Genomic DNA, 20,913 nt, shown 5'->3' with positions numbered 1-20,913 from the left:
CAATCGGCACATGAAACTTAGAGGAAGTTTCTAAGATCAATCAACTTACCGGATACCGAGAGGCTAAAGGGAAAAGAGCATGTTGGTAAAGCCGCAATTCCTGCGAGACGCAACGAGGGTATGTGCGGCCAGACCTGCGTCCTATGGTAGGAGCTAGACTGCTCGAAGTGTGCGCCACATCATCAGTAGTCAGATCCTCCTCGGAGGGGAGAAAGGTTCGGAAGAAAGACCTTTGGGTCATCCAACTCACCCGATGGCGAAAGCCTCAAGGAACAAGAGCCTGTTGGAAACACAAGAAATGTTCTGAAGACGCTTAGGGCATAGACTTGTAAGACCCGCGTGTCAAGGTGAGGACCGATGGACACCTCGTCATATGATATTTGAAAAGGGCGCACACTCAAATTGGACAAAAAAAGTGGCGTAATCTTCCCCCAAAAAAGTCAGAGGAAAACCTCTTGACTTTCACCCTACCTGAACGTTGTATGCTGGTGACAAGAGCTGTTCACCTCTCTGCAAATGAGCAGGATGGAAACGTTGGCTTTCTCTGACGCAACAATGGCACTATGATTTGACGTAATAAGATGTCCTTGCGTCAGTCGTTTTTTGTCGACTTGTGGCTGAAACGTGCTGATCGTTTGTATGAGAGAAACAAAAAAGGAGCAACCGAAATGGGAAAGCTTGAGGGAAAGGTCGCGATTGTGACCGGGGCTGGGCGAGGGATAGGACGTGCGATTGCGGAGGCATACTTGCAAGAAGGGGCGAAGGTTTCGATCACGGCTGCACATGGACAAACCGAACTCGATCAACTCGCCAAGCAGGAGTGGTCTGAGCGTGTGTTGGCCAAGCTCGCCGATGTGGCGAATCCAGAGGCATGTGAAGAGGTGGTGGAGCAGACCATCGGCCGCTTTGGGCATGTCGATATCCTGGTCAATAACGCCGGTCGAGGCATGAAGTCTGTCAGAGATTCTTTTGTGACGGAGCCAACTCGCTTTTGGGAAGTCGAGCCTGCAGTCTGGCGAATGATCGTAGAAACGAATGTCAACGGGCCATTCTATATGGCTCGTGCTCTGGTGACACATTGGCTTCAGCAGCAGCGCGAGGGGAGCATCATTAACGTCAGTGTGAGTTATGACACGATGAAGCGGCGCGGGTTTTCTCCCTATGGGCCGTCGAAGGCGACACTTGAGTCTGCCTCGGCCATCTGGGCCCAGGAGCTGATCGAAGCGCATATTCGTGTCAATGTTCTGCTGCCGGGTGGCCCGACCAATACTGGTTTGCTCCCCGATGAGACGCCCGCAGATCTGCGGGCGCGTCTGCTGCAGCCGGAGATCATGCAGGCTCCGGCGGTGTTTCTCGCCTCCGACACTTCGCGAGAACTCACCGGTCGTCGCTTGATCGCGTCTGAATGGAGCGCGGAGCATCCGCAGAGCAGAGCGATTGTGGAGGGAATTGGCTAGCTCTTCCCGATGAGAGAGCCCCCGACTGCAAACTCTGGCTTTCTCTAGAGTGAGCATGTACAACAGGAAGAGATGAGATGTTAAAGATTCGCGATTTTGCTAGGCTGGCCGAGGTGTCGATGGCCACCCTGCGCTACTACGACGAGATCGAACTCCTCAAGCCGATCTCTGTCGATCCTGAAACCGGCTATCGGTACTACACAATGGATCAGTTGCCGCACCTGCATCGCATTCTGGCGTTCAAAGAGCTTGGGCTGGGACTCACACAGATCGCCGAGCTTCTCTCCGAAGGCCTTTCGCCTCAGACCTTGCAAGGGATGCTGCGGCTCAGACAGGCACAACTGCAGCAGCAGATCCAGGCGGAACAGGAGCAACTGGAGCGCATCGAAGCACGCCTGCGCTCCCTTGAGCAAGGCAGTGGTCTGCCGACCTATGAAGTCGTGCTCAAAGCGGTCAGGCCAATCACAGGGGTCTCATTGCACCTGAAAACGCCTGATACGCCAGATCAGGCGTACTGGACCTCTGCCCTCGACGCCATGCTGAAGCGCTACGGGGTCACACCCATCGATCATCTGCTCGTCCTTCATGTTGAGAGTGAGGGCGAGTGTACCCCAGGTTCCGTGGAGATGGTCGCACCTGTTGACGGTAGAGACGCCGAGACGCTGATCACACGGAGTGAGGGACGGCTGACGCGGTGCACACTCCCAGCTGTTCCTCGCATGGTCAGTACGCTCCATCATGGGCATCCCGCGCTGGTGCTCTCGGCCTATCAAGCGCTGGGAACCTGGATGGAAAACAATGCTTACAGCATCGTTGGACCACGCCGCAAGATTCGTCTGCGCCGGGAAGAAAATCTTGACAACGCGCTCACCGAGATCCAGTTCCCGGTCGAGAAAGTGCCATGAACTGTCGTGCGAGATGGTAACGATCCAGATCACGCCGGAATCCAGACCTGCCATGCCTGCCGTCCTGGATGGGAGAGGCGGCAGCTTTTGCTCAGGTACTTACGCATACTGGTATCCTGAAAACCATCCAGGAAGAGGCGCGTTTCGCCTGTGCCCGCTTTGGCACCTACGACGTGATCGATTTCATCGTCGTTCTGATCGGCTATATGGTGTCTGGCGAGCCGACGCTGAAGGCTTTTTACGAACGGCTCGCTCCGTTTGCCAAGCCGTTTATGGCCCTGTTTGGCCGCAATCAATTGCCCCATCGCTCGACCCTTTCTCGCTTTCTTTCCGCTCTCGATCAGAGCGCAGTAGAAGCCCTGCGCGCGTGCTTTCAAGAGGATGTGCTGGCCCGCAACCCGTTCGCTTCCCCCAGCGGTCTGTTCGACCGGATGGAAAAGCAATGGACAGTGGTGGATGTGGATGGGACACGACAAGCGGCCCGCCAACGAGCGCTTCCGCCAACGGACGCCTTGCCTGCACCCCATCGCCGGTTTGATCAGGTGTGCGCGCCGGGCTATCAGGGCCGCAAGCGGGGAGAGGTTGTTCGCTCCCGGACGGTGATCCTCCAGGCGCATACGCATCAATTTCTCGGCACGTTTGGCGGGTCTGGCAACGGGGATTACAGAGGCGAACTGCGGCGAGCTATTCAAGTAATCACCAGCTATGCGACACGTCTTGGGCTTCCCACCTCCTCTATCCTGCTTCGGCTGGATGGCCTGTATGGCGATGCAGCTCCGCTCCTCGATGTGCTCTTCGCTGATCTGGGCGTGATTGCCAGAAGTCGTGCCTACCACCTGTTGGATCTGGACATCGTCCGGCAACGTCTACTCCGTGCTCCAGACCACGTCAGCACTCACCCGGAAAGCGGGATGATACGAGCCTTGTACGATTGCCCAGCCGTTCCTTTGACCTCAACTGGACCGCGATGTGCTCTCCAGCGAAGATGGTTGAAAGTGATCCGCAGCGAAACGATAAGCTTAACGGAAAACGTCACCATACCTATGCGCTCATCCACCACGATATCCTCTGAGGCGGTCTTAACCTGTGCAGAGCGTGCGCATTGGCGTCTGTCCTGGGAGCAACGCTTGACGCGCAATGCCCGTCCATCGGATGCTCCCCGACTTTTCATCACGCTTCACGGACTGCCTGCCACTTTTGCCTCCTCCTTTGGCTTTGATCTCCTCGCCACCGCCTAACCAATCGCCACAGACTTTATTTCTTGCCTCGATGATGTCTGGCTTGACCGCCTTTTTTACATTGTTCCGATTCGATTATCACTGCTCTTCTCGACTTTTGTTCTGAGGCAAGGCCGATGAGGGTTTCTGCATTCATCTTTGCTTGAGCTTAGCTCGTTGCGCACCCCGTGGGATGATTGTCGGGCTTGTCCTACTCGTTCCCTCTGTACGCGTTCCGCCACAGCCCCTAGGCATCTGACTCTGCGTCGGCAAGCGGAGTATGAGGTCTTACAGCAAGCCCGCAAGCGACAACAGACAGACGCGTTTCAAAAGCTCTATGCAGGACGCTCAGGCATTGAAGGAGTTCATTCCCAGGCGGTGCGAACAATGGGTCTGCGCCGAACCCTCTACTTGGGGTTGGCAAAAACGAGCTTGCAACATCTCTTCACTGCACTTGCCCTCAATCTCGTTCGTCTCGATGCTCATCTTGCAGGGAAAAAGGCCGCGAAAACGCGTGTCTCGCGCTTCGCGGCCTTAGCTTCTGTTGCATTGGCGAGCTAGTTTGAGGGTTCGCCAACGGTATCAAGTTTGGGATGACTCATGTTTGAGAATGTCGTAGTAAGACATCAGCACATCTCAAGTCCACGCACCTCTCGATTGCTCTCCCTTTCCATTCTGAGCATCACCAGGAAAATATGACAGGAGATGTCATGATGTCAGAGTATACTGCCTCCAGTGAGCATAAAATAGGGTATTCTAGATGGAGGGAAGAGACATGGACATACAGAACAAGGTGGCCATTGTCACCGGGGCAGCCGTTGGCATAGGCCGAGCGATCAGCGAACGGCTCGCGAGCGCTGGAGTCGCGGTCGTGCTGACCGACATCAACGCGAGAGAAGGCGCAGAGACGTTGCGCCGAATTCAGCAGGCTGCCGGTCGGGCGGAGTTCCGAGAGGCAGATATCACCAGTGACTCCCAAGTCCAGCAGATCATTGATTTCGCTGTTGACGCCTTCGGCCGCCTCGATATCTTGATCAACAATGCGGGAGGTGGAGGCCACATTCCGCCGCACTTCCCAGAGGCGAGCCCGCCGCAGTGGAGCAAGATCCTTGACCTCAATCTGCGTGCGCCGCTGCTTGCCACACAGCTCGCCCTAGTCCCCATGAGCCGCCAGGGTAGCGGAGCAGTTATCAACATTGGCTCAACCGCTGGACTAGGACTCAGTGACTACCAGTCACCCGAGTATGCTGCTGCCAAGGCAGGGCTAATCCGCGCCACGAGTTGCCTGGCGCGCCTTCACAAGACGAGTAATATTCGGATCAACTGCATCGTCCCCGATTGGGTCGAGACCGAACGTGCTCTGCAAGAATTGGCCGCCATGAGCGAGACCGAACGTACCCACATGCCCCCGCGCGTCCCACTGAGCCAGCTGTGTCAAGAAATCGTTGCGCTGATCGAGAACGAGCGTGCCTCCGGTCGCGTGGTAGTTCTCTGGGGCGGCCAACCTGCACGCATACTCGACTAAAGGTGAGCGTGAAGCAGTGGGACAACATGAGCGAGGTCGTGAGCAAGCTCGCTGATGAGCTACTGCGCTCAGGCTGACTGGAAACAGGCATCCTCAAGGACTGTCGAGGCTCGTGGCCTCTTCCATTAGGTTTCTTCAAGCCAGGTGAGTTCTCGTCACGTCCTCCTCCTGAACTGGGCAAGCAGCAACCGAATCATCGCCACTTGGATGAGGGTTTCGCTCGTTTGCACCTTCCGCTCATAATCTTTACTCAAGCGTCGAGAGCGAGAAAGCCACCCAAACGTTCGCTCCACGACCCATCTCCGCGGTTGAATGCTGAAGCCACGCTGGCCAGGAGCGCGTTCTACGACTTCGAGCTCCCAACCGCCCTCTATTTTGCACCAGTCGGCCAGCTCCTGTTCTCGGTAGGCGGCGTCTGCCAAAATTTTGATGAGGCGCGGCACGAAGTATTTCAGTCCGGCCAACAGGCAGCGAGCCCCTCGAGTATCGTGCATATCAGCATCCGTCACATAGATCGAAAGCGGCATCCCCAAGATATCCATCAGGAGGTGTCGCTTACGCCCCTTAACGTGCTTGTGGGCATCAAAACCGCAGATCCCAGTCGATTCCTCAACGGTTTTCACGCTTTGGATGTCTATAATGGCTGCACTGGGATGCGGGTTTCTTCCTTGCCGTTCGCGCTCGGCTCGGTGAAGCGCTCGCAGCAAGAGTGTCCAGGTTCCTTTGAGGCGCAAGCGGCGAAAATGATAGAACACCGTTGAAACCTCGCCAAGACCTTCTTGACACATACCTGACCTACCCATTGGACTAAAACCCGTCTGGATAAAAAGATGCAAAATAGGCATAATATATGGAAAATGACGTAGAACGTAAATCCTTACCCATGAACTATCACTGGCAATATACCTTAGAGCAGGCACAGCGGGAGATGGGGGCAATTTCGTTTTCACGCCTGATAACCAGATGTGTAGAAGTAATCCCAGAATAAGTGCAAAAATTTATCATAAGGAGACCAGTGGAGGTTTGAGCATTCCGTCCTCATGATAGAATTTTACGCGTATCCTGGACTTGCTGACGTTTCTCAAGATGCTTTTTCGTTTGGTGGTAAATGACGCAACCGACTTTGCGCCTCAAATATGAGCACGTCACCTCAACGCTCACGTGCCGTCTTCACCTGAAGGACGTTCTTTACCATCGTGGTCACCAATTCAAGTTTTGGTTGCAGTTTGGGGACGTGCCAGATCCTCTGTTCTATCTCAGCGATCTGCGTGTCCAGATGGAGCCGCTCAATCCAGAGGTGAATCCTCTTCAGATATGGACAGTAACGCTCTTCGGCAGCGAACTAGGCAATATAGGTGTCTCGTAGAAGCTTGCCTAATAGCTCGTGGAACAACCAGCCATCCTCACGCCGAGCGCACGCTGTCAGTTCGCCCTGGTAGAAAGGAAAGTTGCCCGAGAGCGCCTCATGCGTCTTGCGAACTAAGACTTCGGGGAACTGCGCAAGCGTTGCGTGCGCCTGAGCCCCCTCGCCATAAGCATCGTCGAGCAAGACCCCATAGAAGAACCCGGCAACAGCGAACAGCGGCAAAGGCCAGATGGATTCTTGCCAGCCATCACCACATCGGACTTGCTCAAGCATCTGCTCGAACGTCTCCTTTGAGTGATGGACCACATCCACTTGACGGCCATCGACCCAGAGTTTGTCGAGCGCCAAGGATGCTGTGTCAAATTGGACCGGTTCATGCAACGCGTCACACAGGAGCGCCACCGGGCGCTCCTGGCGTGGAGGTGGGCAGGGACGATCCCACACGAGATTGATGTCGAGGTCTGCATCCTCTGAGAAGCCTGTGAACACCGATCCCTGCCCATAGGCGAACCCAACGCCTCCGAGGCGACGATACTGGGCAATGACCTCAGAGGCAATGTGAGCCACATCTGCGCGGGGATTTCCTCTCGGCTCGTTGACTGCATGCTTGTCCATGTTTACTCATCCTTGAAAAGAAATTGAAGAATAGCCGTGTTCCACGCTTCTGTTGCCTCAATGTGGGCAACATGGCCGGTTTGAGGCAAAATGGTCAATAGAGCGCCTGGCACCTGCTCCGCCAGACGTTTCGCCACAGCAACGGGAAAGCCCATATCCTTCTCGCCATGTAAGATCAGCAACGGCGTGCCCAGCGCCGCGAAACGCTGTGCATAGTCACTGTGTTGTACTCCACGCAGCCTCCCTGCTTGCCATGCCTGCATCCATTCTCCAGAAAAGTCGATCTGATCAATGACCTGTCTGACCAATGGAAGCAGCTCAAGATGATAGATGTTGAGGGGAAGCGTCAATTCTGCAAGCTGTCTTGTTCGCTGCTCTGGCGAAGGACTTGATGCACCCCAGAGGGCAGAGACTTGCTCTCGGAGGGCTTGGGGATAGCGGCTTTGATACTCATCCCATTGTTCCAATTCGTCTGCAAAGTGATCATAGGCTGTGCTCGATGCCAGGATGAGCTTACTCACTTTGGAGGGGTAGCGGTCGAGAAAACGCAACGCTACGCGACCTCCATAGGAGAAACCGAGGAGAGTCGCGCGCTCAAGATGCAAACTAGCCAGAAGTTGAGCAAGATCTTCCACGACCAGATCGATATGATAGTGTTGCGGGTCGCCGAATTTGTGCGAGCGGCCACACCCTCGCAGATCAAAGGCGATCAAGCGGCAAGAGTGTGCGAGAGGGGCAAGGAAAGGAAAGAAATAACTCTGATCCCAGTCGGGTCCTCCGTGGATAAGGATCACTGGTGGGCCAGCAGTCCCAAACCGACGAACGAATAATGAAACGCCAGGAAGGTGCAGGAGTCCCTCATGAGTTGGTCGAGGCATGACCTGGTTGAAAGGAAGGAAAGAGTCCATATGTATACTTCCTCTAGGAGAAGAGTGTTCGCGCCAGGGCCAAGAACGGCCTGATAGTCGTGAAGCACCTCCTGGTCGCTGATGTGAGCGTAAATCATGGACATACTTGCCGTCGAATACCCCAGGATGTTCATAATGGTTCGCGTGCGTGCTCCTCGCTCAGCTAATTGGGTTCCCACAGTATGCCGAAAACGATGCGCGGTGATGGTCGGATGCTTGTCTGGAGTGACGAGGCCAGTGGTTTGGCACACTTCCCCCAGCGCATAGGCAAAGAGATAGTCGCAAGAAAGACGTCTCCCCCGACGAACGAACAAGTAGCGAGTCAGTACGCCTGTTTGTGTATCCCGAAACCCTCGATCTCGTTCACGCTGCCGGATCGCTTGCACTGCCTGGATAGCGTGCGCTGCCTCTTCGTTGAGGGGGACAATCCGCTCACGCTTCATTTTTCCGGCTGGAATATGCAAGCGTGGCGTTCCATCAGGATACGAATCGAGGCAGGACAAAGGCAACCGCGCAATCTCATCACGACGAGCTCCGCTCCAGCGGGCGATCAACAACGCAGCTCGCTGATACGGGCAGGAGATTTCGCGAATGGCCTCCATTAAGGGAAACAACTCATCTTTGGCTGATCGCTGTCAAGTAACAAAGGACGATCCGGCATATCCTCCCATTGCCACTCGGCCCCTTGTTGAAAAAACAGTTTGACTGCGGCCAGATAATTGCGCCTGGTCCAGACCGCCAGTGGTCTTCCTGTCTGAGGGCTCACCTCTGTTTCGAGAAAAGCAGCATAGGCCAAAACCTGCTCACGGGTAATCTCAGCAAAACTCTCAAGGTCTGGAGTGAATCGCGCAAGCCACTGCATGAAGCGACGTAATCCGACCTGAAAATGCTCTAATGTGGCTGGACGATCGGTGATTTGTCGTCCAGCCACATTAGAGCAAGCGTGGCCTGCAAATGTGGCATTTCCGGTTGAGCAATCGCCTCTTTTTCACCGTAGGGAAGACGCTTTCGTGGCTCCGACCTCACCTGACCACGATGGTAAAGCACAACCTGAAGCAAAGACAAGCAGCCCTGATAGTCCTGGGCGAGCATGTCATATTGCTCTTTTGACTCATAAAATTGAAGGAGGTCACTTCTTGTTTTGAAAGACTGAACTGCTTTTGACAAGTCTGCCACATTTTGCTCTGTTATTTGTGCAGCGCGGGTTGCTCCGGTATGAAGGAACAGTCTGCTCAGTGTCCAACGAAGCGATTCGTAGGCATTGCGATGCTGATACCCAAGTTGTACTGCTTCTTCGGTTAAAAGCGGCAAATCAAGATCAATTCTGGCTTGCTTCAATCGTCCCCAGATCCTCAGTGTTGAGACAGCAAGTAACCAATCCCAATCTAAACGGATCTCCCCTTGCAAAACCAGAAAGACAAGGTAAAGGCGGGCATGGTGGGAAGCCTCGCTCACAATGATCCATGAGGAATCATCATAGACACGACCAACACGCTCAGCAAGTGGCGCACTGAACCAGGCCCGGAGATCTGGATAGGTTTTCTGAAAGAGTGCTTGCCATTTGAGTGCATGGCGCACTCCATCACTTTCCCCCATGCATTGGCGAAGGAAGCGCTTGTAACTTTCAGTGCTGCGGTGCTGCCAACCAGGGAGAGGCTGAGGAGAAACTTCAGAAAAGGCCATTACTTTTCCTCCTCATATCCAAGGGCCTGACGATATTCAGCCACGACGATTGGGTCAGAGACTCGTGTGTAAACTCTCGTTGAATCTGGAGAGGCATGGCCTAAACGCTTTTGGAGGGTTAATTCTCTCATTCCTTGCTCAAACATGCGGGTCGCGTGGGTATGACGAAGCGAATGTGGCGTCATCCAGGCTTCTCGGATACCTATTCGTTCACAATGACGTGTGAAGAGTTTCACGAGCGCATGATACCCCAGCGGCTCACATCGCCGTTTCCCTTTTCCTCCGACAAGGAAAATGCAGGTTTCGTTCGTATCCGTGGGGCGCTTATGGAGCATATACTTGCTCAAGGTAGCCAGCGTTTCTGGTTCATGGAGATCCACGACACGCTCGTGCCTTGATTTCGTTCGCACTCCTTTGGGATGATCTGTGCGGTAACGAATGATGACACGCCGACGGCCATACTGGACATCCTCGTTGGATCGAATCCTTTGCAGCGTTTTGTTCCCGCTTCGATGATCTCTTTGTGCGCAGCGAAACGCGCCAGCAAGCCCGCAAGTATCTGCGCGGCCTGCTGGCCCCTTTGGAACGCAAAACGAGCTGGCAGTTAGCCGAGCAACTCACAGACAGCACGCCTGACCGGATGCAACGGCTGCTCTATCGGGCCCGCCTTCGATGCTAAAGCAGCGCGAGATCGGCTCCAGCAGTTCATCATTGAGCACTTCGGGGAAGAGACGGGCATTGGCGTGCTGGATGAGACTGGCATTCCCAAGAAAGGGAATGCTTCTGTTGGGGTGGCTAAGCAGTATTGCGGAGCGGTAGGCAAGCTGGAAAATTGGAAGGCTGGCGATGTTGCTGACTTACAGCAGCAGTCAGGGGCATGTCTTTCTCGATAGGCGCTTGTTCTTGCCCGAAGAGTGGTGTACTGATGAAGAGCGGCTCAGCCGTGCGAAAGTGCCAGAAGCGGTGAAGTTTCAGAGCAAGCCGGAGCAAGGCGGCGAGATGCTTGAGCATGCTTGGCAGATGGAAGTGCCGATGCAGTGGGTGACTGGAGACAGCGTTTACGGTTGCTCCCCTCATCTGCGCAAACTTATCGAGGGGGCAGGCAAATGGTATGTGCTAGCGGTCACCTCAGTCATGAGGGTGTGGACCGAGCGGCCTGCATTGCTTGATCCCGAGGTGCAGACAGGAGGGCGTCCTCGACGTGCCGTGCGCTTAGCCACAGGGGCAACCAAACCACAAACGGTCGCCCAGGTGATTGCTGCCTTGCCCAAGAGACAGTGGAAACGGCTAAGCGTCGGAACCGGAGCGAAAGGGCCACGACTCTACGACTGGGTGCGGGTGCGAGTCATCGAAAGCTACGAGGATTTGCCTGGACCAGAAGTGTGGAGGCTTTCTCGCCGCTCGATCAGCAGCCCTGACGAGATTACCTATTATTTCGCCTTTGCTCCCTTAGCTGTTCCGCTCTCGACGCTGGCTCTGGTAGCGGGAACGCGCTACACTGTGGAGCAATGCATTGAGGAAGCGAAAGGAGAGGTAGGCTTTGACCAGTACGAAGTGCGTCATTATCACAGTTGGTATCGGCATCTGACGTTGGCTCTGATGGCTCACACCTGGCTGACCACCGAGCAGGCTAGAGAAAAAAACGGCGAGCGATCAGATGGAGGCGTTGACTGTGCCAGAGGTGCGGCGCTTGCTGGCAGTAGCCTTGCCTCTGGTTAATCGCTCAGCACAGATAATGCTAGCCTGGTCGGCTTGGCGGCGACGGAAATGCTATCGGGCCAGACTATGCCATTATCGGCATCGCAAATGGCCTCAATATGCTGGCTCTTGCCTACTGGATACTTCGTAACTACGGTAGTAGTACTACAGCACTGTTCACATCGATTGAGTCCTGGGCAAAATGTCCGAACATGTCCTGCAATGTCCTGGACTTTGTTGCCCTGTCTGCTCTAGAATGGTCATAGCAACCCGACAAACGGTCCAAGACTTCTGTATATCGCTATATAATTCATAAAAATAAAGACTGTTTGTTTTTAATACATAAGAAAATAGGGACCAACTATGAAAAAAACGAATGAAAGAAGAGCTATATGAACGGACATAGCAACCTTGTACATCCCGTCGCCAACTATCCTCAGAAAGGAAGGAACAACTGTCTGATTGTAGGAGTGACTCTGGGAAGTGTAATTATTATCCTTCTAGGCCTGTGTATCACCACATATTTCTATCGGAGTGGCTTCTCCTTTGGCTCCGATAGTCCCCAGACACTTCGTGCTGATGCCAACACGCTCTATCTTGCGAACTGGTCCAGGGACCTGGATCACTGGTCGAAAGGAAGTCAAGAAAGCCGGTGGGAGTGGGAAAAGCCTGGCATCATTGATACTCACGGCACTTTTTCAGGATCTCCTTCTCCTCTTCTCCTGGCCCCTTATCAGCCCAACAGCCGGGATATTGAAGTGGATGCAGTGATACAGGACCATGTCGGTTTTAACGAGTTTGAAAATTTTGGCATAGTCACCGGGATAGATAGCCAGGGCAATGGCTATTTCAGTGGTGAGGATTTTGATAGAGAGCAATTTATTGAACGCTTGAGTTCCGGGAAGGACCTGCATGAAATGACCCAGAACACGGGGGGCCATTCTGTGGAGGATACTGCGGAAAAATACTACCTCTTTACCGTCAAAATTCAAGGAAACGTGATAACTCTGTTTATCGATGGTTGGCAGGTTTCACAGGCTACCCTTAGCGATTATCATCCAGACGGCTCCATCGGGCTATACGCCTCTGGTGATGGAGAGATTGCAGTAGTGGGTTTTCGTGTCGAAAAACTGCCATAGTGTCATTTACAGAAAAGTTGGTTCTTCCGCTGGTTTGGTGAATTCACCTGCTTGATTTGACCACTGCACAGGGCGCGGAGAACAGATTACTCACTCCTGCGCCCGTTCGGCACGGACATCCTATTAGAGCGATGTTCATAACTGTTTGAACCTTTTGATCACGAACAGAAGGTGGATAGCCACAATGAGTAAACCAGCCAAGTATACCATACCGAACGCCACACCCCCAATCGGCAGTACAAAAAAAGTGTCTGAACCTGCATCGCACTGCATGAGCGACCGCATTGGGCAATAGACGTTCACACAGGTTCTCGACCAGGGCATTGACTGGCCCCCAATTTGCTCAGCAAACGATCAACGGTTGACAGATGCATAGTTTTCCTCCTGACTTATTTCAACCAATGGCTTTACTGTTGCTTTTCGAGATACCCTTGATCTGTCTTCGGAGACTCAAGATTACCTGAGCTTGCCTTCCTTAGCAGCCACAGTGAAGATAGATTCTCAGACCAGTGTCGTAATCTATGCAATAAAGAGCATGAGCATCGCCAATCTCCACGCCGCATCCCCAATCGTCCATACAATCATAAGCTGCACAGTAACTGGCATGAGCGACCGCATTGGGCAACAGGTGCTCACACAGGTTCTCGACCAGGGCATTGACTGGCCCCAATGTGCTCACCAAACGATCAACGGCTGACAGATGCATAGTTTTCCTCCTGACTTATTTCAACCTCGTGCTTTGCTATTGCTATTCTACGATCTCTTGTGCTTTCCAACCAGGACAAGACCCGACAGTTTTTGTCCTGTTTCACACGGTTGCACCCCAAATCAGGCCAAAAGGGGTCAGTGTGGCTTCTCGCAGTCTGGGAGTTGCCATTTCCACAGGAGCAAGTAACTCCGGTGTCATGGCAACTCCCTCAAGAAACACTACAGAATCCAGATACCCAGATTATCCAGGACCACCGTTTGCGCCTTCGCGCAGGCTGGGCGCAAGGATTTGCTCCACGTAGATCGCAAAAGCAATACTATCAGCAGATCCATCCCACAGAAACGCAGGCCCCATGCCCGAAAGCGACATCGAGGCGATCACGGCCATGATGACTCCATAATTGCGGGGCACCTTGCCTACCGCTCGTTGCCCTCGTGGGGCGTAGGCATACAAGGGGGTCATGGCAATATGGGAGCCGGTCTCATCCACAAACACCAGATCAGAACTGTCCAGGTGGGCCGCCTGCTTGCGCCAAGCGGCACGTTCGGCTTCTTTTTGCTCGCTGGCTCTTATGGTCTTTTTTTTCGTGTCCAACCCAGACGTTGTCTGGCACGTGTGATGGAGGCTGGACTGACCTCGATACCGTGCGTTTCTTTGTAGAGGCGACAATGCTCTTCTCGCCGCAGATCGGGATGGGCCTCTAATTGGGCGAGCAAATGAGCCTGCAATGCTGCACGTTTGACTTGGGGCGGCCTGGAATCGCCTTTGACAAAATGTGACCGGTCTCTCGTCGCTGTTTGAGATAAGGTTCATAACATCCAGGCAGGAACTCTTCAATAATTCCCTGGTAGAGGAAAAGCCTGGATGTTATGAACCTTGGACAACAGCCGACCTCTGAAGTGCAGCGTGCATTCCCTCCACCTACGCCTCAAGCTCCTGAAAAGCTTGAGGTGTCCCTTCCTCTCTTCCCTCCGATCAGAGGAAAAAACAAGGAGGCTCATCTGAGGAGGATCTCACGACTTGTTTGGGAGTTGAAGAATCTTCCTGGGCTGAGTGCCTGGCTTCAACGAGCGATAGGAACCTTCCTGGTGTCTCCTGTGAATCTCTGGGTCGTAGAGCATCGGTGGCGGTGGATTCTCTCCTGATGGCACCCTGCTGAGCGTTTCTTGGTCGGTCTTCAGTAATGCAAAGATCATAGAAGCCATTTGTCCGGCGATTCGCCCGATCACTTTCTTTTTCCCACGATAATCTTTTATGCGATCGTCGTAGGTTGCCATACGAGGGAGCAAACGGCGGTAGATCCGTGCCCATTCACAGTCAAGCGTGGTTGCCCGCACAGCCATGAGATACAGCATCTGTTTTACTGGACGCCCCCTCCTTGAGCAAGCTTCGTCCGATCAAACGAGACACCTGTCTGCGCCCTTCTCAGTGCCCAGCCAAAGTATGATTTGAGTTCAGCCGCTTTCTCGAAATTGTTGATATGCCCTATCGTTGCAATGATGGTAGCAGCCTGCACCGGACCAATGGGGGGCATCGAGAGCAAAATCTGTCCTTCACGTCAGGTCTTCACGATGTCAGCAATTTCTGTGTCGAGACGTTCTAAGTGCTCCTGGACCAGACGTAATTCCTTGATCAACAACTCTTGCTCAACCTTCATACCGCGCAAGCGATCTACATTGGTAATACCGATAGTCTCCCTGGCCAATTGTTGGAGGCGCAGCAGGTTGGTTTCGGATGGGAAATATTGCACCCGCGTTTCTCGGAGTGCAGAAAGACTGGCCGTGGTAATGTCGTGCGGGGTAGGGAACTTTTCTCGAAAGGCAAGAGCCACTGCCAGATTAGGATCGTGTTGAGCCCCAGTTCCAATTGCGTGTAGAGCCTGTTGGCCAGTCCAAGAGCATCGCGCTTGTCTGTCTTCGTCATGCCTTTGGGGCGCTTTTGAACATGGATGCGGTAGACGGTAATATCCAACTCCAGAAGATACTGCTCAAGATTTTTGTGATAATGTCCAGTATGCTCAATCAGTACCGTGGCTTGTTCAATATGAGTACTCAGTTGCCCCTCCTCAAACCCACGAATTGCACAACGAGGCTGCGCGCCAAGAAGAGCGTGCGAGGGCAACCTCTCTGGTCAGGTCTGCGGACGGCCCACTCCCTACCTACCGCTACATTTGCGTGGACGGGAGCACCGCAGCATTGGGCCAGGCTATTCGGTGGCTGAGCGCGCTCCCCCCCACCAGGGAACGGTCCGCTGAGCGTGGTCTCAACCCTGGTGTCCCCACATGTCGCGTAGAACGCCTGAGCCGCCGTATTTTGGGTAAGCACCCAGAGGTAGAATCGCCTATCAGTCGGGCAGCGCCGGATCAACTCGCGGGCTGCTTCGACCAGCAGCCGCCTGCCGATGCCCTGCCGCTTGAGCTGGTGGGTCACGTGCAAGTTGTCCAGGGGCGTGCCGAAGTCGGGGTCCTCGTCAAGGATCATGTGAGCGAAGCCAACGACCGCGTCGCTTTGGTGGGCGACGATAGTGAAGTGGTCTGCGCTCGGGGCCGTCAATCGCGCGCCCCACACCGCGAGACGGTCGGCGAACACATCCCCGTCCAGGAACGAATCCAGGAAGGCTCCCCGATAGTGCCGTCGCCAGCTCTCGGCATGGAGCGCCGCGATTGCCTCGACGTCATGGATGGACGCCTCCCGGGAGATAATCTCCTGCTGCACCCAGCAGTGCGTCGTTTCGTTCTCCGTCATCAGTGTCTATTTCCCTCTCAATGCTTCCAAATAACGAGCAGTAATCCCTAAAGTGGACAACAGCCAGCAAGCAGATATAAAGCTATCTTGCCGGAAGTTTACCTTCTCTTGCAAGAGCCAATCCGGGAGAGACAAAGCCAGCCATTCTCTCTTCAGTGAAATGGTCCTCAACCTCGTTGCACAACCCGTGGGTCAAACAGGAAGGGGCAACGAAGAGCACAGGCTTCACTAAGTACAATCACAGAAATTGTGCGGCATGGTTGCTGCTCAATGATCTGCTACAACCCCGCAATCTTTGTGTGATTGTACTTAGGAGGAGAGGCTGCATCTCACCTCCCCATGTTTTTTCTCAGTGTTCGAGCGGAACTATGGAGACAGCCGTTCCATAACATAACGTTTCTGTGACGTCATCACTCAGGGAGTTGGCATCATAGCGCACACCGATGATCGCATTGGCTCCCATTTCTGCCGCATGCTGGATCATCAATTCATAAGCATCAGAGCGAGTCTGTTCGCACAGCTGCGTATACAATGTAATATTTCCTCCTTTTAGCTGTTGAAATGCGGCACCAATCTGACCTGCAATACTGCGTGAACGGACAATAATCCCACGTACAATCCCATAATTATGCACAATGCGCTTTCCAGGTAATTCAAAGGCGGTCGTGACATTCGGGTGAATTGTCGATGTAGGCTGTGAGCTTTGCTGCTCCGATATCCTTTGAGTCATTTCTTTCCTCCTAAATTTGTGTTGTTGTCTTTAGGTCCAAGGAAAGTATAGCGAGCAAGGGAATGAGCATCTATCCCCCAACTAGATAGTTCTATGGGTAGTGATGATGACAGAGAGCGGGGTGTAGAGGTTACAAGAGGTTCAGATGACGCGCTGCCGAACTGGCTTCCAAGCGGTTACTGACCCCAAGCTTGCGGTAAACGTGCTTCACATGGTGCTTCACGGTGTTGACTGAGACGACCAGCTCTTGCGCGATCTGTGCATTAGAGCACCCGCTGAGTAAAAGTTCAAGCACACGTCGTTCCTGTGGAGACAACAGCGGAGCAAGCAACTCATTAAAGAGAGCTGCATCCGCAGCGTCTTGGCCCTTAGACCTCGCAAAGGCATGCAGGATGCTTTCCACATAGGAACGCAAACCTTTTTCCGGCAAAATCGACACAAGCAGGCGAACTAGTGGGTCTCCTTCCCAGAGGAAGAGACGCAGAAACCCTTCGCCCTGCGCCTGCGTCAGCGCCTGAGTGAGCCACTGCTTTGCCTCCTGCTTCTGATGCTCTGCGGCGTGGGTCAGCGCCAGGAGCAGCTGAATTTCCAGGGTATTGCGTCTCTGCCACTGAGCCTTTGCCGCCAACAAACATCGTTCGAGCTGATAGCGCGCTTCCTTCCGTTTTCCCTGAGCCAGCAACAGACGCGCCTGCAGGATCTTTGCCTTCACCTGCTGCTCACCAGCAAGCTTCTGCTCATGACGGGAGAGCCACTCAAGGCCATGCTGTGCTCCTTGCAGATCACCCGTGACCAGGTGTAGTCGAGTCTGCCAACTCAGGATATCGCCATGCAACCAGAAGGTCCAAGGCGTTGAGGCCGTTGGCCGATGGGCGAGAAGCGTTGCAAGATGCTGCTGTGCAGAGGTGGTTTCTCCTTGAGCATGACACAGCAACGCGATCTGCAAAGCCGCTTGATCGCAGAGCCGCTGCTCGCGATTCCGTACCAATTCAAGCGCTTTATGCACCTGGTGCTTGGCTGCTCTCAGATCGTTCCATTCAAAAGAAAGCTGGGCCAGGCCTATCAAGGCGCTGGCGCGGTGCTCGTGATCTTCCTGCTGGTGGGTGCTCGCCAGCGTCTGGCGATAGTACTCAGCAGCCTGGTGCAATTCGCCCCTAGCAGCGCAGCATTCCCCCAACAGCAGAAGCGTTTCGCGCGTGAAGTGGCTGTCATCAATGGTCAAACTGCAGGTATAAGCTTCCTCGATCACAGGCTTGGCCTCGCCGAAATGTCCCTGGTGGAAGTCTTCTAATCCGAGAATAAACAGGCTAACGCCGCGCCACGCTCGTATCTCCGGTCTCTTGATCTCCTCATCGTCCGACTCCCCCTTCGGCAGCCAGGTGAGCGCTTGCTGTGCATACTTGACCGCACTGCGAAAAGGGTCCTGGGACAGGACACTGAGCGCTCGAATGGCATAGAGTTCCCCCAGCCATGTCAGGTTGCTCTGCCCGCGCCATTCTTGCTGGGTCATCTGCAAGATGACTTCAATGCGCTCCCAGGTCTCTTCAGGAAGAGAGAGGTCATCTCTTCCTTGAGGAAAACGGAGCAACAAGACAAAGAGCAAACTGAGCCCTGGATGGGTACTCAGAATCTCGTCAGGTAGGCAGGAGAGCCAGCGAAGCAGAGTCGGTGGATCCCACGCGGCTCCATCTGTCATGGAGCGGTCAATGAGCACAGCAGCATGTGAGGGGTCGCCAGCTAGCAGAGCCGCATCTATGGCTTCCGCTAGCATGGCATGCTGCTCGTACCATGAGCTTGAACGCCTTGTCAGGGTCCGCAGTCTCTCTTCACCCAGCATGTGATAGGCCTCCCGACGCAGCGCCTCGGACCAGAATGCATGAGAGCGATACCAGGGCCCTAATGCTCCTGCTTCGTCCACTGTTTCCAGGAAGAGTCCGGTACGCTCTAGTGAGGCCAAGAGTGCGGTACTATCTGTTCTGCCAGTGACGGCATCGCAGAGCGAGCCATTCAGGTATGTGAGCTGGCTGGTTTGGAGGAGAAAACGTTGCAGTGCTTCTGGTTGAGCATGCAGGATCTCGGTCACCAAGTAGTCGAGCAATGCCTGGGGAACCGGGAAACCTGAGTGCGCGCTCAGGGAGTGCAAAGAGGCTTCAACCTCTTGCATACTCCGTTGCCTTTGCAGCGTCAGGCAAAGCAGGCGTAGCCCAGCTGCCCAACCCTCCAACGAGGTATCAAGTTGGCTGAGCGTTGCTTGGGAGAGAGAAACTGGTACAGCCTGACACACAAATGTGGCGGTCTCTTCAGGAGAGAAACGCAGATCAGCAGTATGGAGTTCTGCAAGCACTCCTCTAGCACGCCAGCGCAGTAACGGGAAAGGGGGCTCGGCTCGCGTGAGCAGCAGGACATGGAACATCGTAGGTAGGTGATCGAGAAAGAAGATCAGTGTTTGGTGGATGGCAGGATCCTCAATGACATGATAATTGTCCAAGACAAGCAGGCCAGGATGTTGCAGCAGAGCGAGATCATTAAGCAAAGACAGCAAGATCGTGTCCAGAGGGGGCATCATGAAAGGAGATGGTAGAGGAGAAGAAAGCTGAGCTAAGACATCCTTTCCCATTGGCTTTTGTTGAGTTTGGCAAGCGGTAACGAGGTAGCGCCAGAAGCGCTGTGGATCGTTGTCGGAAGCCTCGAGCGAAATCCAGCTGACCGCTGGAAACGTGGGGTCAGCATGACGGCTGGCAATCCATTGAGCCACAAGGGTCGTTTTACCAAAGCCAGCTGGGGCCTGAAGCAGCGTGAGCATGTGTGAGCGTCCTGTCTCAAGTTGAGTAAAGAGCTTCTCACGTTTGATCAAAGGGATTGGCAGACGCGGTGGATGCAACTTGGAAGCCAGCAACACATTGCGGGGATCCTGCGTGCTCTGCTGGAAAGAGGGCACTGGTGCAAACTGGGAAAGAGCTATTTCTTTCTTCGGTCGGGGCATGAGCTGGGGTGGGGGAGAGGAGTTTGCGAGAAGGGCAGCAACCTTCTCCAGCCGAGCAAGAGAGAGATCCTTCGTTCGGCCCAGATAGCGCTTCAGGGTTCGCCCGCGTTGGGAACGATACCCATACCAGTACGAGCTTCCGCGCTGGACACGCTCCTTGAGGACGGTACAAGAGGTTCCTCCTCGACTGGAAAAGCTAAACGAGCCAATCCCTTCCAGCCAGTCAAACCAGGCGTGGCTATCAGGCAGGAGAGGGTCTGGCGCGGGCACTTGGCCGATCTGGATTTCATACCTGCATGTTTCTGACGACCATCGTACCTGATAAGTAGCGTGTCGGGGCATCTGACCTTCTTCCTTCAGTAAAGAAATCGTTTTCTTCCCTAACTTGTTTCTTGAGATGAAGTGTAACACATAGTTGGCTGTTAGGGAAGAAAAGAGGAGACTCCGGTTCGGGCAAAAAATGACTCTGTTGGCGAATAGCTTAGCCAGCGAGAGCAGCAAAACGAGAGATGTGCGTCCCACCAAGAGAATCACCCATCAACCAGCCTAAGAGGCGTGTGATATTCATCGCAGCGGCAGTAATCACATGCTGCAAATGCGTCTTTGCTTGTCCGATGTAGTGACTCCGACGCAGATCAAAGACACGGACGCCCTGGGAGATAGTCCCTTCCACATCAGCCCGTTTGGCATAGCTCTCTTTGAACGCTTGGGTCTGTTGACGGGGACGGGCCATTTGAATCGCTTGATGATGGGCTTGAGGGCGAAAGGTCACTTGTCGTGGATTGGTGGCCGCAGTAGTACAGTGAGAACGCGCCGGGCAAGCCAGGCAATCGTGTTTCCCGAATTGAGCACGAATCACATGCGGGACGTTCGGCGAGTGTGCTTCTTGCCTCACCGTCCATTTCCGACTGGTTTTCCCTTGAGGGCAGGTCACGATTCGTTGGTCCCAATCGATGGAAAACTGGCTGATGTCATAGGCTTATGTGTCTCTGGCCTGCCAACTCCCATTGCTGACCACAGGCCCCAGTAACTCCAGTTGATAGTGGATCTGAGCATTCACGATGTGATCCCCATCGACATAGCCTGTATCCATGAAGTGTTCAGAGGCAAGCAGGTGCTTGCGCTCCAAGTGCTGATGAATGACCTCCGTCATCTCGATGTCTTGCGTCGCCGCTGGAGTCGTTTCGACATGCAGGATCAGGTGAGGCATGTCATCATCACAGGTTTCCGTCAT

27 protein-coding genes are annotated in these 20,913 nt (G+C 54.0%); 9 read left to right on the top strand and 18 right to left on the bottom strand.

Going from position 1 to position 20,913, the window contains the following annotated elements:
• Window positions 1-668 precede the first annotated feature (668 nt).
• The 5 genes from K3T83_RS00845 (at window position 669) to K3T83_RS00825 (ending at window position 5,104) form a co-directional block, all read left to right on the top strand.
• A complete protein-coding gene (locus K3T83_RS00845; RefSeq protein WP_220201115.1) occupies window positions 669-1,457 on the top strand; it encodes an SDR family NAD(P)-dependent oxidoreductase in 789 nt (262 codons plus the stop codon).
• Window positions 1,458-1,534: 77 nt separating this feature from the next.
• A complete protein-coding gene (locus K3T83_RS00840; protein WP_220201114.1) occupies window positions 1,535-2,362 on the top strand; it encodes a MerR family transcriptional regulator in 828 nt (275 codons plus the stop codon).
• A 68-nt stretch (window positions 2,363-2,430) separates the two neighbouring features.
• Window positions 2,431-3,600 carry a hypothetical protein gene (locus tag K3T83_RS00835; RefSeq protein ID WP_236064769.1) on the top strand — a complete coding sequence of 390 codons (1,170 nt, stop codon included), beginning with the start codon at window positions 2,431-2,433 and terminating at the stop codon, window positions 3,598-3,600.
• Between the two features lie 138 nt (window positions 3,601-3,738).
• A complete protein-coding gene (locus K3T83_RS00830) occupies window positions 3,739-4,140 on the top strand; it encodes a transposase (RefSeq protein ID WP_220201113.1) in 402 nt (133 codons plus the stop codon).
• Window positions 4,141-4,354: 214 nt separating this feature from the next.
• Window positions 4,355-5,104, top strand: a complete 750-nt coding sequence (locus tag K3T83_RS00825; RefSeq protein ID WP_220201112.1) for an SDR family NAD(P)-dependent oxidoreductase — start codon at window positions 4,355-4,357, stop codon at window positions 5,102-5,104.
• A 155-nt stretch (window positions 5,105-5,259) separates the two neighbouring features.
• On the opposite strand, the gene K3T83_RS00820 is transcribed toward K3T83_RS00825, so the two are convergent.
• A complete protein-coding gene (locus K3T83_RS00820; protein WP_268963420.1) occupies window positions 5,260-5,907 on the bottom strand; it encodes an IS5 family transposase in 648 nt (215 codons plus the stop codon).
• Between the two features lie 305 nt (window positions 5,908-6,212).
• On the opposite strand from K3T83_RS00820, the gene K3T83_RS00815 reads away from it, so the two are divergent.
• Window positions 6,213-6,470 (top strand): hypothetical protein, encoded by a 258-nt coding sequence (locus K3T83_RS00815; protein ID WP_220201111.1) that lies wholly within the window; start codon window positions 6,213-6,215, stop codon window positions 6,468-6,470.
• On the opposite strand, the gene K3T83_RS00810 is transcribed toward K3T83_RS00815, so the two are convergent.
• From K3T83_RS00810 to K3T83_RS00785, 6 genes are read right to left on the bottom strand one after another with little or no spacing between them, the layout of a single operon-like run.
• Window positions 6,447-7,085, bottom strand: a complete 639-nt coding sequence (locus K3T83_RS00810; protein WP_220201110.1) for a hypothetical protein — start codon at window positions 7,083-7,085, stop codon at window positions 6,447-6,449. The genes K3T83_RS00815 and K3T83_RS00810 overlap by 24 nt on opposite strands.
• A gap of 2 nt (window positions 7,086-7,087) precedes the next feature.
• Window positions 7,088-7,993 carry an alpha/beta fold hydrolase gene (locus K3T83_RS00805; protein WP_220201109.1) on the bottom strand — a complete coding sequence of 302 codons (906 nt, stop codon included), beginning with the start codon at window positions 7,991-7,993 and terminating at the stop codon, window positions 7,088-7,090.
• The gene (locus K3T83_RS00800; RefSeq protein WP_220201108.1) at window positions 7,876-8,595 is read right to left on the bottom strand and encodes a tyrosine-type recombinase/integrase; all 720 of its coding nucleotides are present in this window, start codon (window positions 8,593-8,595) and stop codon (window positions 7,876-7,878) included. The genes K3T83_RS00805 and K3T83_RS00800 overlap by 118 nt, the downstream gene beginning before the upstream one ends.
• Window positions 8,595-8,924 carry a site-specific integrase gene (locus tag K3T83_RS00795; protein WP_220201107.1) on the bottom strand — a complete coding sequence of 110 codons (330 nt, stop codon included), beginning with the start codon at window positions 8,922-8,924 and terminating at the stop codon, window positions 8,595-8,597. The genes K3T83_RS00800 and K3T83_RS00795 overlap by 1 nt, the downstream gene beginning before the upstream one ends.
• Window positions 8,885-9,676: a hypothetical protein gene (locus K3T83_RS00790; RefSeq protein ID WP_220201106.1), complete on the bottom strand. Its 792-nt coding sequence runs from the start codon at window positions 9,674-9,676 to the stop codon at window positions 8,885-8,887. Before K3T83_RS00790 ends, K3T83_RS00795 begins: the two co-directional genes overlap by 40 nt.
• A complete protein-coding gene (locus K3T83_RS00785; protein WP_373324567.1) occupies window positions 9,676-10,116 on the bottom strand; it encodes a tyrosine-type recombinase/integrase in 441 nt (146 codons plus the stop codon). The genes K3T83_RS00790 and K3T83_RS00785 overlap by 1 nt, the downstream gene beginning before the upstream one ends.
• A gap of 192 nt (window positions 10,117-10,308) precedes the next feature.
• On the opposite strand from K3T83_RS00785, the gene K3T83_RS57680 reads away from it, so the two are divergent.
• The 3 genes from K3T83_RS57680 (at window position 10,309) to K3T83_RS00770 (ending at window position 12,513) form a co-directional block, all read left to right on the top strand.
• The gene (locus K3T83_RS57680; RefSeq protein WP_220208136.1) at window positions 10,309-10,569 is read left to right on the top strand and encodes a transposase; all 261 of its coding nucleotides are present in this window, start codon (window positions 10,309-10,311) and stop codon (window positions 10,567-10,569) included.
• On the top strand, window positions 10,523-11,395 hold the full coding sequence (locus K3T83_RS00775; protein ID WP_220201105.1) for an IS701 family transposase: 873 nt from the start codon (window positions 10,523-10,525) through the stop codon (window positions 11,393-11,395). Before K3T83_RS57680 ends, K3T83_RS00775 begins: the two co-directional genes overlap by 47 nt.
• A 371-nt stretch (window positions 11,396-11,766) precedes the next feature.
• Window positions 11,767-12,513 (top strand): hypothetical protein, encoded by a 747-nt coding sequence (locus K3T83_RS00770; protein WP_220201104.1) that lies wholly within the window; start codon window positions 11,767-11,769, stop codon window positions 12,511-12,513.
• Window positions 12,514-12,988: 475 nt separating this feature from the next.
• Here the strand turns inward: K3T83_RS00770 and K3T83_RS00765 are convergent, their stop codons facing one another.
• From K3T83_RS00765 to K3T83_RS00715, 11 genes are all read right to left on the bottom strand, one after another.
• Entirely contained in the window at window positions 12,989-13,219 is a 231-nt protein-coding gene (locus K3T83_RS00765) for a hypothetical protein (protein WP_220201103.1), read from the bottom strand.
• Between the two features lie 243 nt (window positions 13,220-13,462).
• Window positions 13,463-13,816 carry a transposase gene (locus tag K3T83_RS00760; protein WP_220201102.1) on the bottom strand — a complete coding sequence of 118 codons (354 nt, stop codon included), beginning with the start codon at window positions 13,814-13,816 and terminating at the stop codon, window positions 13,463-13,465.
• Window positions 13,792-13,950 (bottom strand): hypothetical protein, encoded by a 159-nt coding sequence (locus tag K3T83_RS00755; protein ID WP_220201101.1) that lies wholly within the window; start codon window positions 13,948-13,950, stop codon window positions 13,792-13,794. The genes K3T83_RS00760 and K3T83_RS00755 overlap by 25 nt, the downstream gene beginning before the upstream one ends.
• Before the next feature lie 285 nt (window positions 13,951-14,235).
• Window positions 14,236-14,565, bottom strand: a complete 330-nt coding sequence (locus K3T83_RS00750; protein ID WP_220201100.1) for a hypothetical protein — start codon at window positions 14,563-14,565, stop codon at window positions 14,236-14,238.
• Window positions 14,566-14,582: 17 nt separating this feature from the next.
• Complete coding sequence (locus K3T83_RS00745; RefSeq protein ID WP_220201099.1) at window positions 14,583-14,765, bottom strand: transposase; 183 nt, start codon at window positions 14,763-14,765, stop codon at window positions 14,583-14,585.
• Between the two features lie 15 nt (window positions 14,766-14,780).
• Entirely contained in the window at window positions 14,781-14,972 is a 192-nt protein-coding gene (locus tag K3T83_RS00740; RefSeq protein ID WP_220201098.1) for a hypothetical protein, read from the bottom strand.
• 301 nt (window positions 14,973-15,273) lie between these two features.
• Window positions 15,274-15,966 carry a GNAT family N-acetyltransferase gene (locus K3T83_RS57675; RefSeq protein WP_373324380.1) on the bottom strand — a complete coding sequence of 231 codons (693 nt, stop codon included), beginning with the start codon at window positions 15,964-15,966 and terminating at the stop codon, window positions 15,274-15,276.
• A 349-nt stretch (window positions 15,967-16,315) separates the two neighbouring features.
• Window positions 16,316-16,696 carry a YbjQ family protein gene (locus tag K3T83_RS00730; RefSeq protein ID WP_220201096.1) on the bottom strand — a complete coding sequence of 127 codons (381 nt, stop codon included), beginning with the start codon at window positions 16,694-16,696 and terminating at the stop codon, window positions 16,316-16,318.
• A gap of 130 nt (window positions 16,697-16,826) precedes the next feature.
• Window positions 16,827-20,021: a winged helix-turn-helix domain-containing protein gene (locus tag K3T83_RS00725; RefSeq protein WP_220201095.1), complete on the bottom strand. Its 3,195-nt coding sequence runs from the start codon at window positions 20,019-20,021 to the stop codon at window positions 16,827-16,829.
• Between the two features lie 139 nt (window positions 20,022-20,160).
• Window positions 20,161-20,613 (bottom strand): transposase, encoded by a 453-nt coding sequence (locus tag K3T83_RS00720; protein WP_220201094.1) that lies wholly within the window; start codon window positions 20,611-20,613, stop codon window positions 20,161-20,163.
• A 45-nt stretch (window positions 20,614-20,658) separates the two neighbouring features.
• Window positions 20,659-20,913, bottom strand: coding sequence for a hypothetical protein (locus tag K3T83_RS00715; RefSeq protein WP_220201093.1), 255 nt, complete (start codon window positions 20,911-20,913; stop codon window positions 20,659-20,661).

It is taken from the genome of Reticulibacter mediterranei, from assembly GCF_016587455.1.
This window is presented reverse-complemented; position numbering and strand designations above follow the sequence as displayed.

Coding starts and splice junctions, on each gene's coding strand:
- K3T83_RS00765 (WP_220201103.1), bottom strand. CDS start 13,219: ATGCATCTGTCAGCCGTTGATCGTTTGGTGAGCACATTGGGGCCAGTC.
- K3T83_RS00805 (WP_220201109.1), bottom strand. CDS start 7,993: ATGGACTCTTTCCTTCCTTTCAACCAGGTCATGCCTCGACCAACTCAT.
- K3T83_RS00815 (WP_220201111.1), top strand. CDS start 6,213: ATGACGCAACCGACTTTGCGCCTCAAATATGAGCACGTCACCTCAACG.
- K3T83_RS00715 (WP_220201093.1), bottom strand. CDS start 20,913: ATGACGGAAACCTGTGATGATGACATGCCTCACCTGATCCTGCATGTC.
- K3T83_RS00775 (WP_220201105.1), top strand. CDS start 10,523: ATGTTGCTGACTTACAGCAGCAGTCAGGGGCATGTCTTTCTCGATAGG.
- K3T83_RS00770 (WP_220201104.1), top strand. CDS start 11,767: ATGAACGGACATAGCAACCTTGTACATCCCGTCGCCAACTATCCTCAG.
- K3T83_RS00835 (WP_236064769.1), top strand. CDS start 2,431: ATGGGAGAGGCGGCAGCTTTTGCTCAGGTACTTACGCATACTGGTATC.
- K3T83_RS00800 (WP_220201108.1), bottom strand. CDS start 8,595: ATGGAGGCCATTCGCGAAATCTCCTGCCCGTATCAGCGAGCTGCGTTG.
- K3T83_RS00825 (WP_220201112.1), top strand. CDS start 4,355: ATGGACATACAGAACAAGGTGGCCATTGTCACCGGGGCAGCCGTTGGC.
- K3T83_RS00845 (WP_220201115.1), top strand. CDS start 669: ATGGGAAAGCTTGAGGGAAAGGTCGCGATTGTGACCGGGGCTGGGCGA.
- K3T83_RS00820 (WP_268963420.1), bottom strand. CDS start 5,907: ATGGGTAGGTCAGGTATGTGTCAAGAAGGTCTTGGCGAGGTTTCAACG.
- K3T83_RS00725 (WP_220201095.1), bottom strand. CDS start 20,021: ATGCCCCGACACGCTACTTATCAGGTACGATGGTCGTCAGAAACATGC.
- K3T83_RS00730 (WP_220201096.1), bottom strand. CDS start 16,696: ATGACTCAAAGGATATCGGAGCAGCAAAGCTCACAGCCTACATCGACA.
- K3T83_RS00790 (WP_220201106.1), bottom strand. CDS start 9,676: ATGGCCTTTTCTGAAGTTTCTCCTCAGCCTCTCCCTGGTTGGCAGCAC.
- K3T83_RS57675 (WP_373324380.1), bottom strand. CDS start 15,966: ATGACGGAGAACGAAACGACGCACTGCTGGGTGCAGCAGGAGATTATC.
- K3T83_RS00810 (WP_220201110.1), bottom strand. CDS start 7,085: ATGGACAAGCATGCAGTCAACGAGCCGAGAGGAAATCCCCGCGCAGAT.
- K3T83_RS00750 (WP_220201100.1), bottom strand. CDS start 14,565: ATGGCTGTGCGGGCAACCACGCTTGACTGTGAATGGGCACGGATCTAC.
- K3T83_RS00840 (WP_220201114.1), top strand. CDS start 1,535: ATGTTAAAGATTCGCGATTTTGCTAGGCTGGCCGAGGTGTCGATGGCC.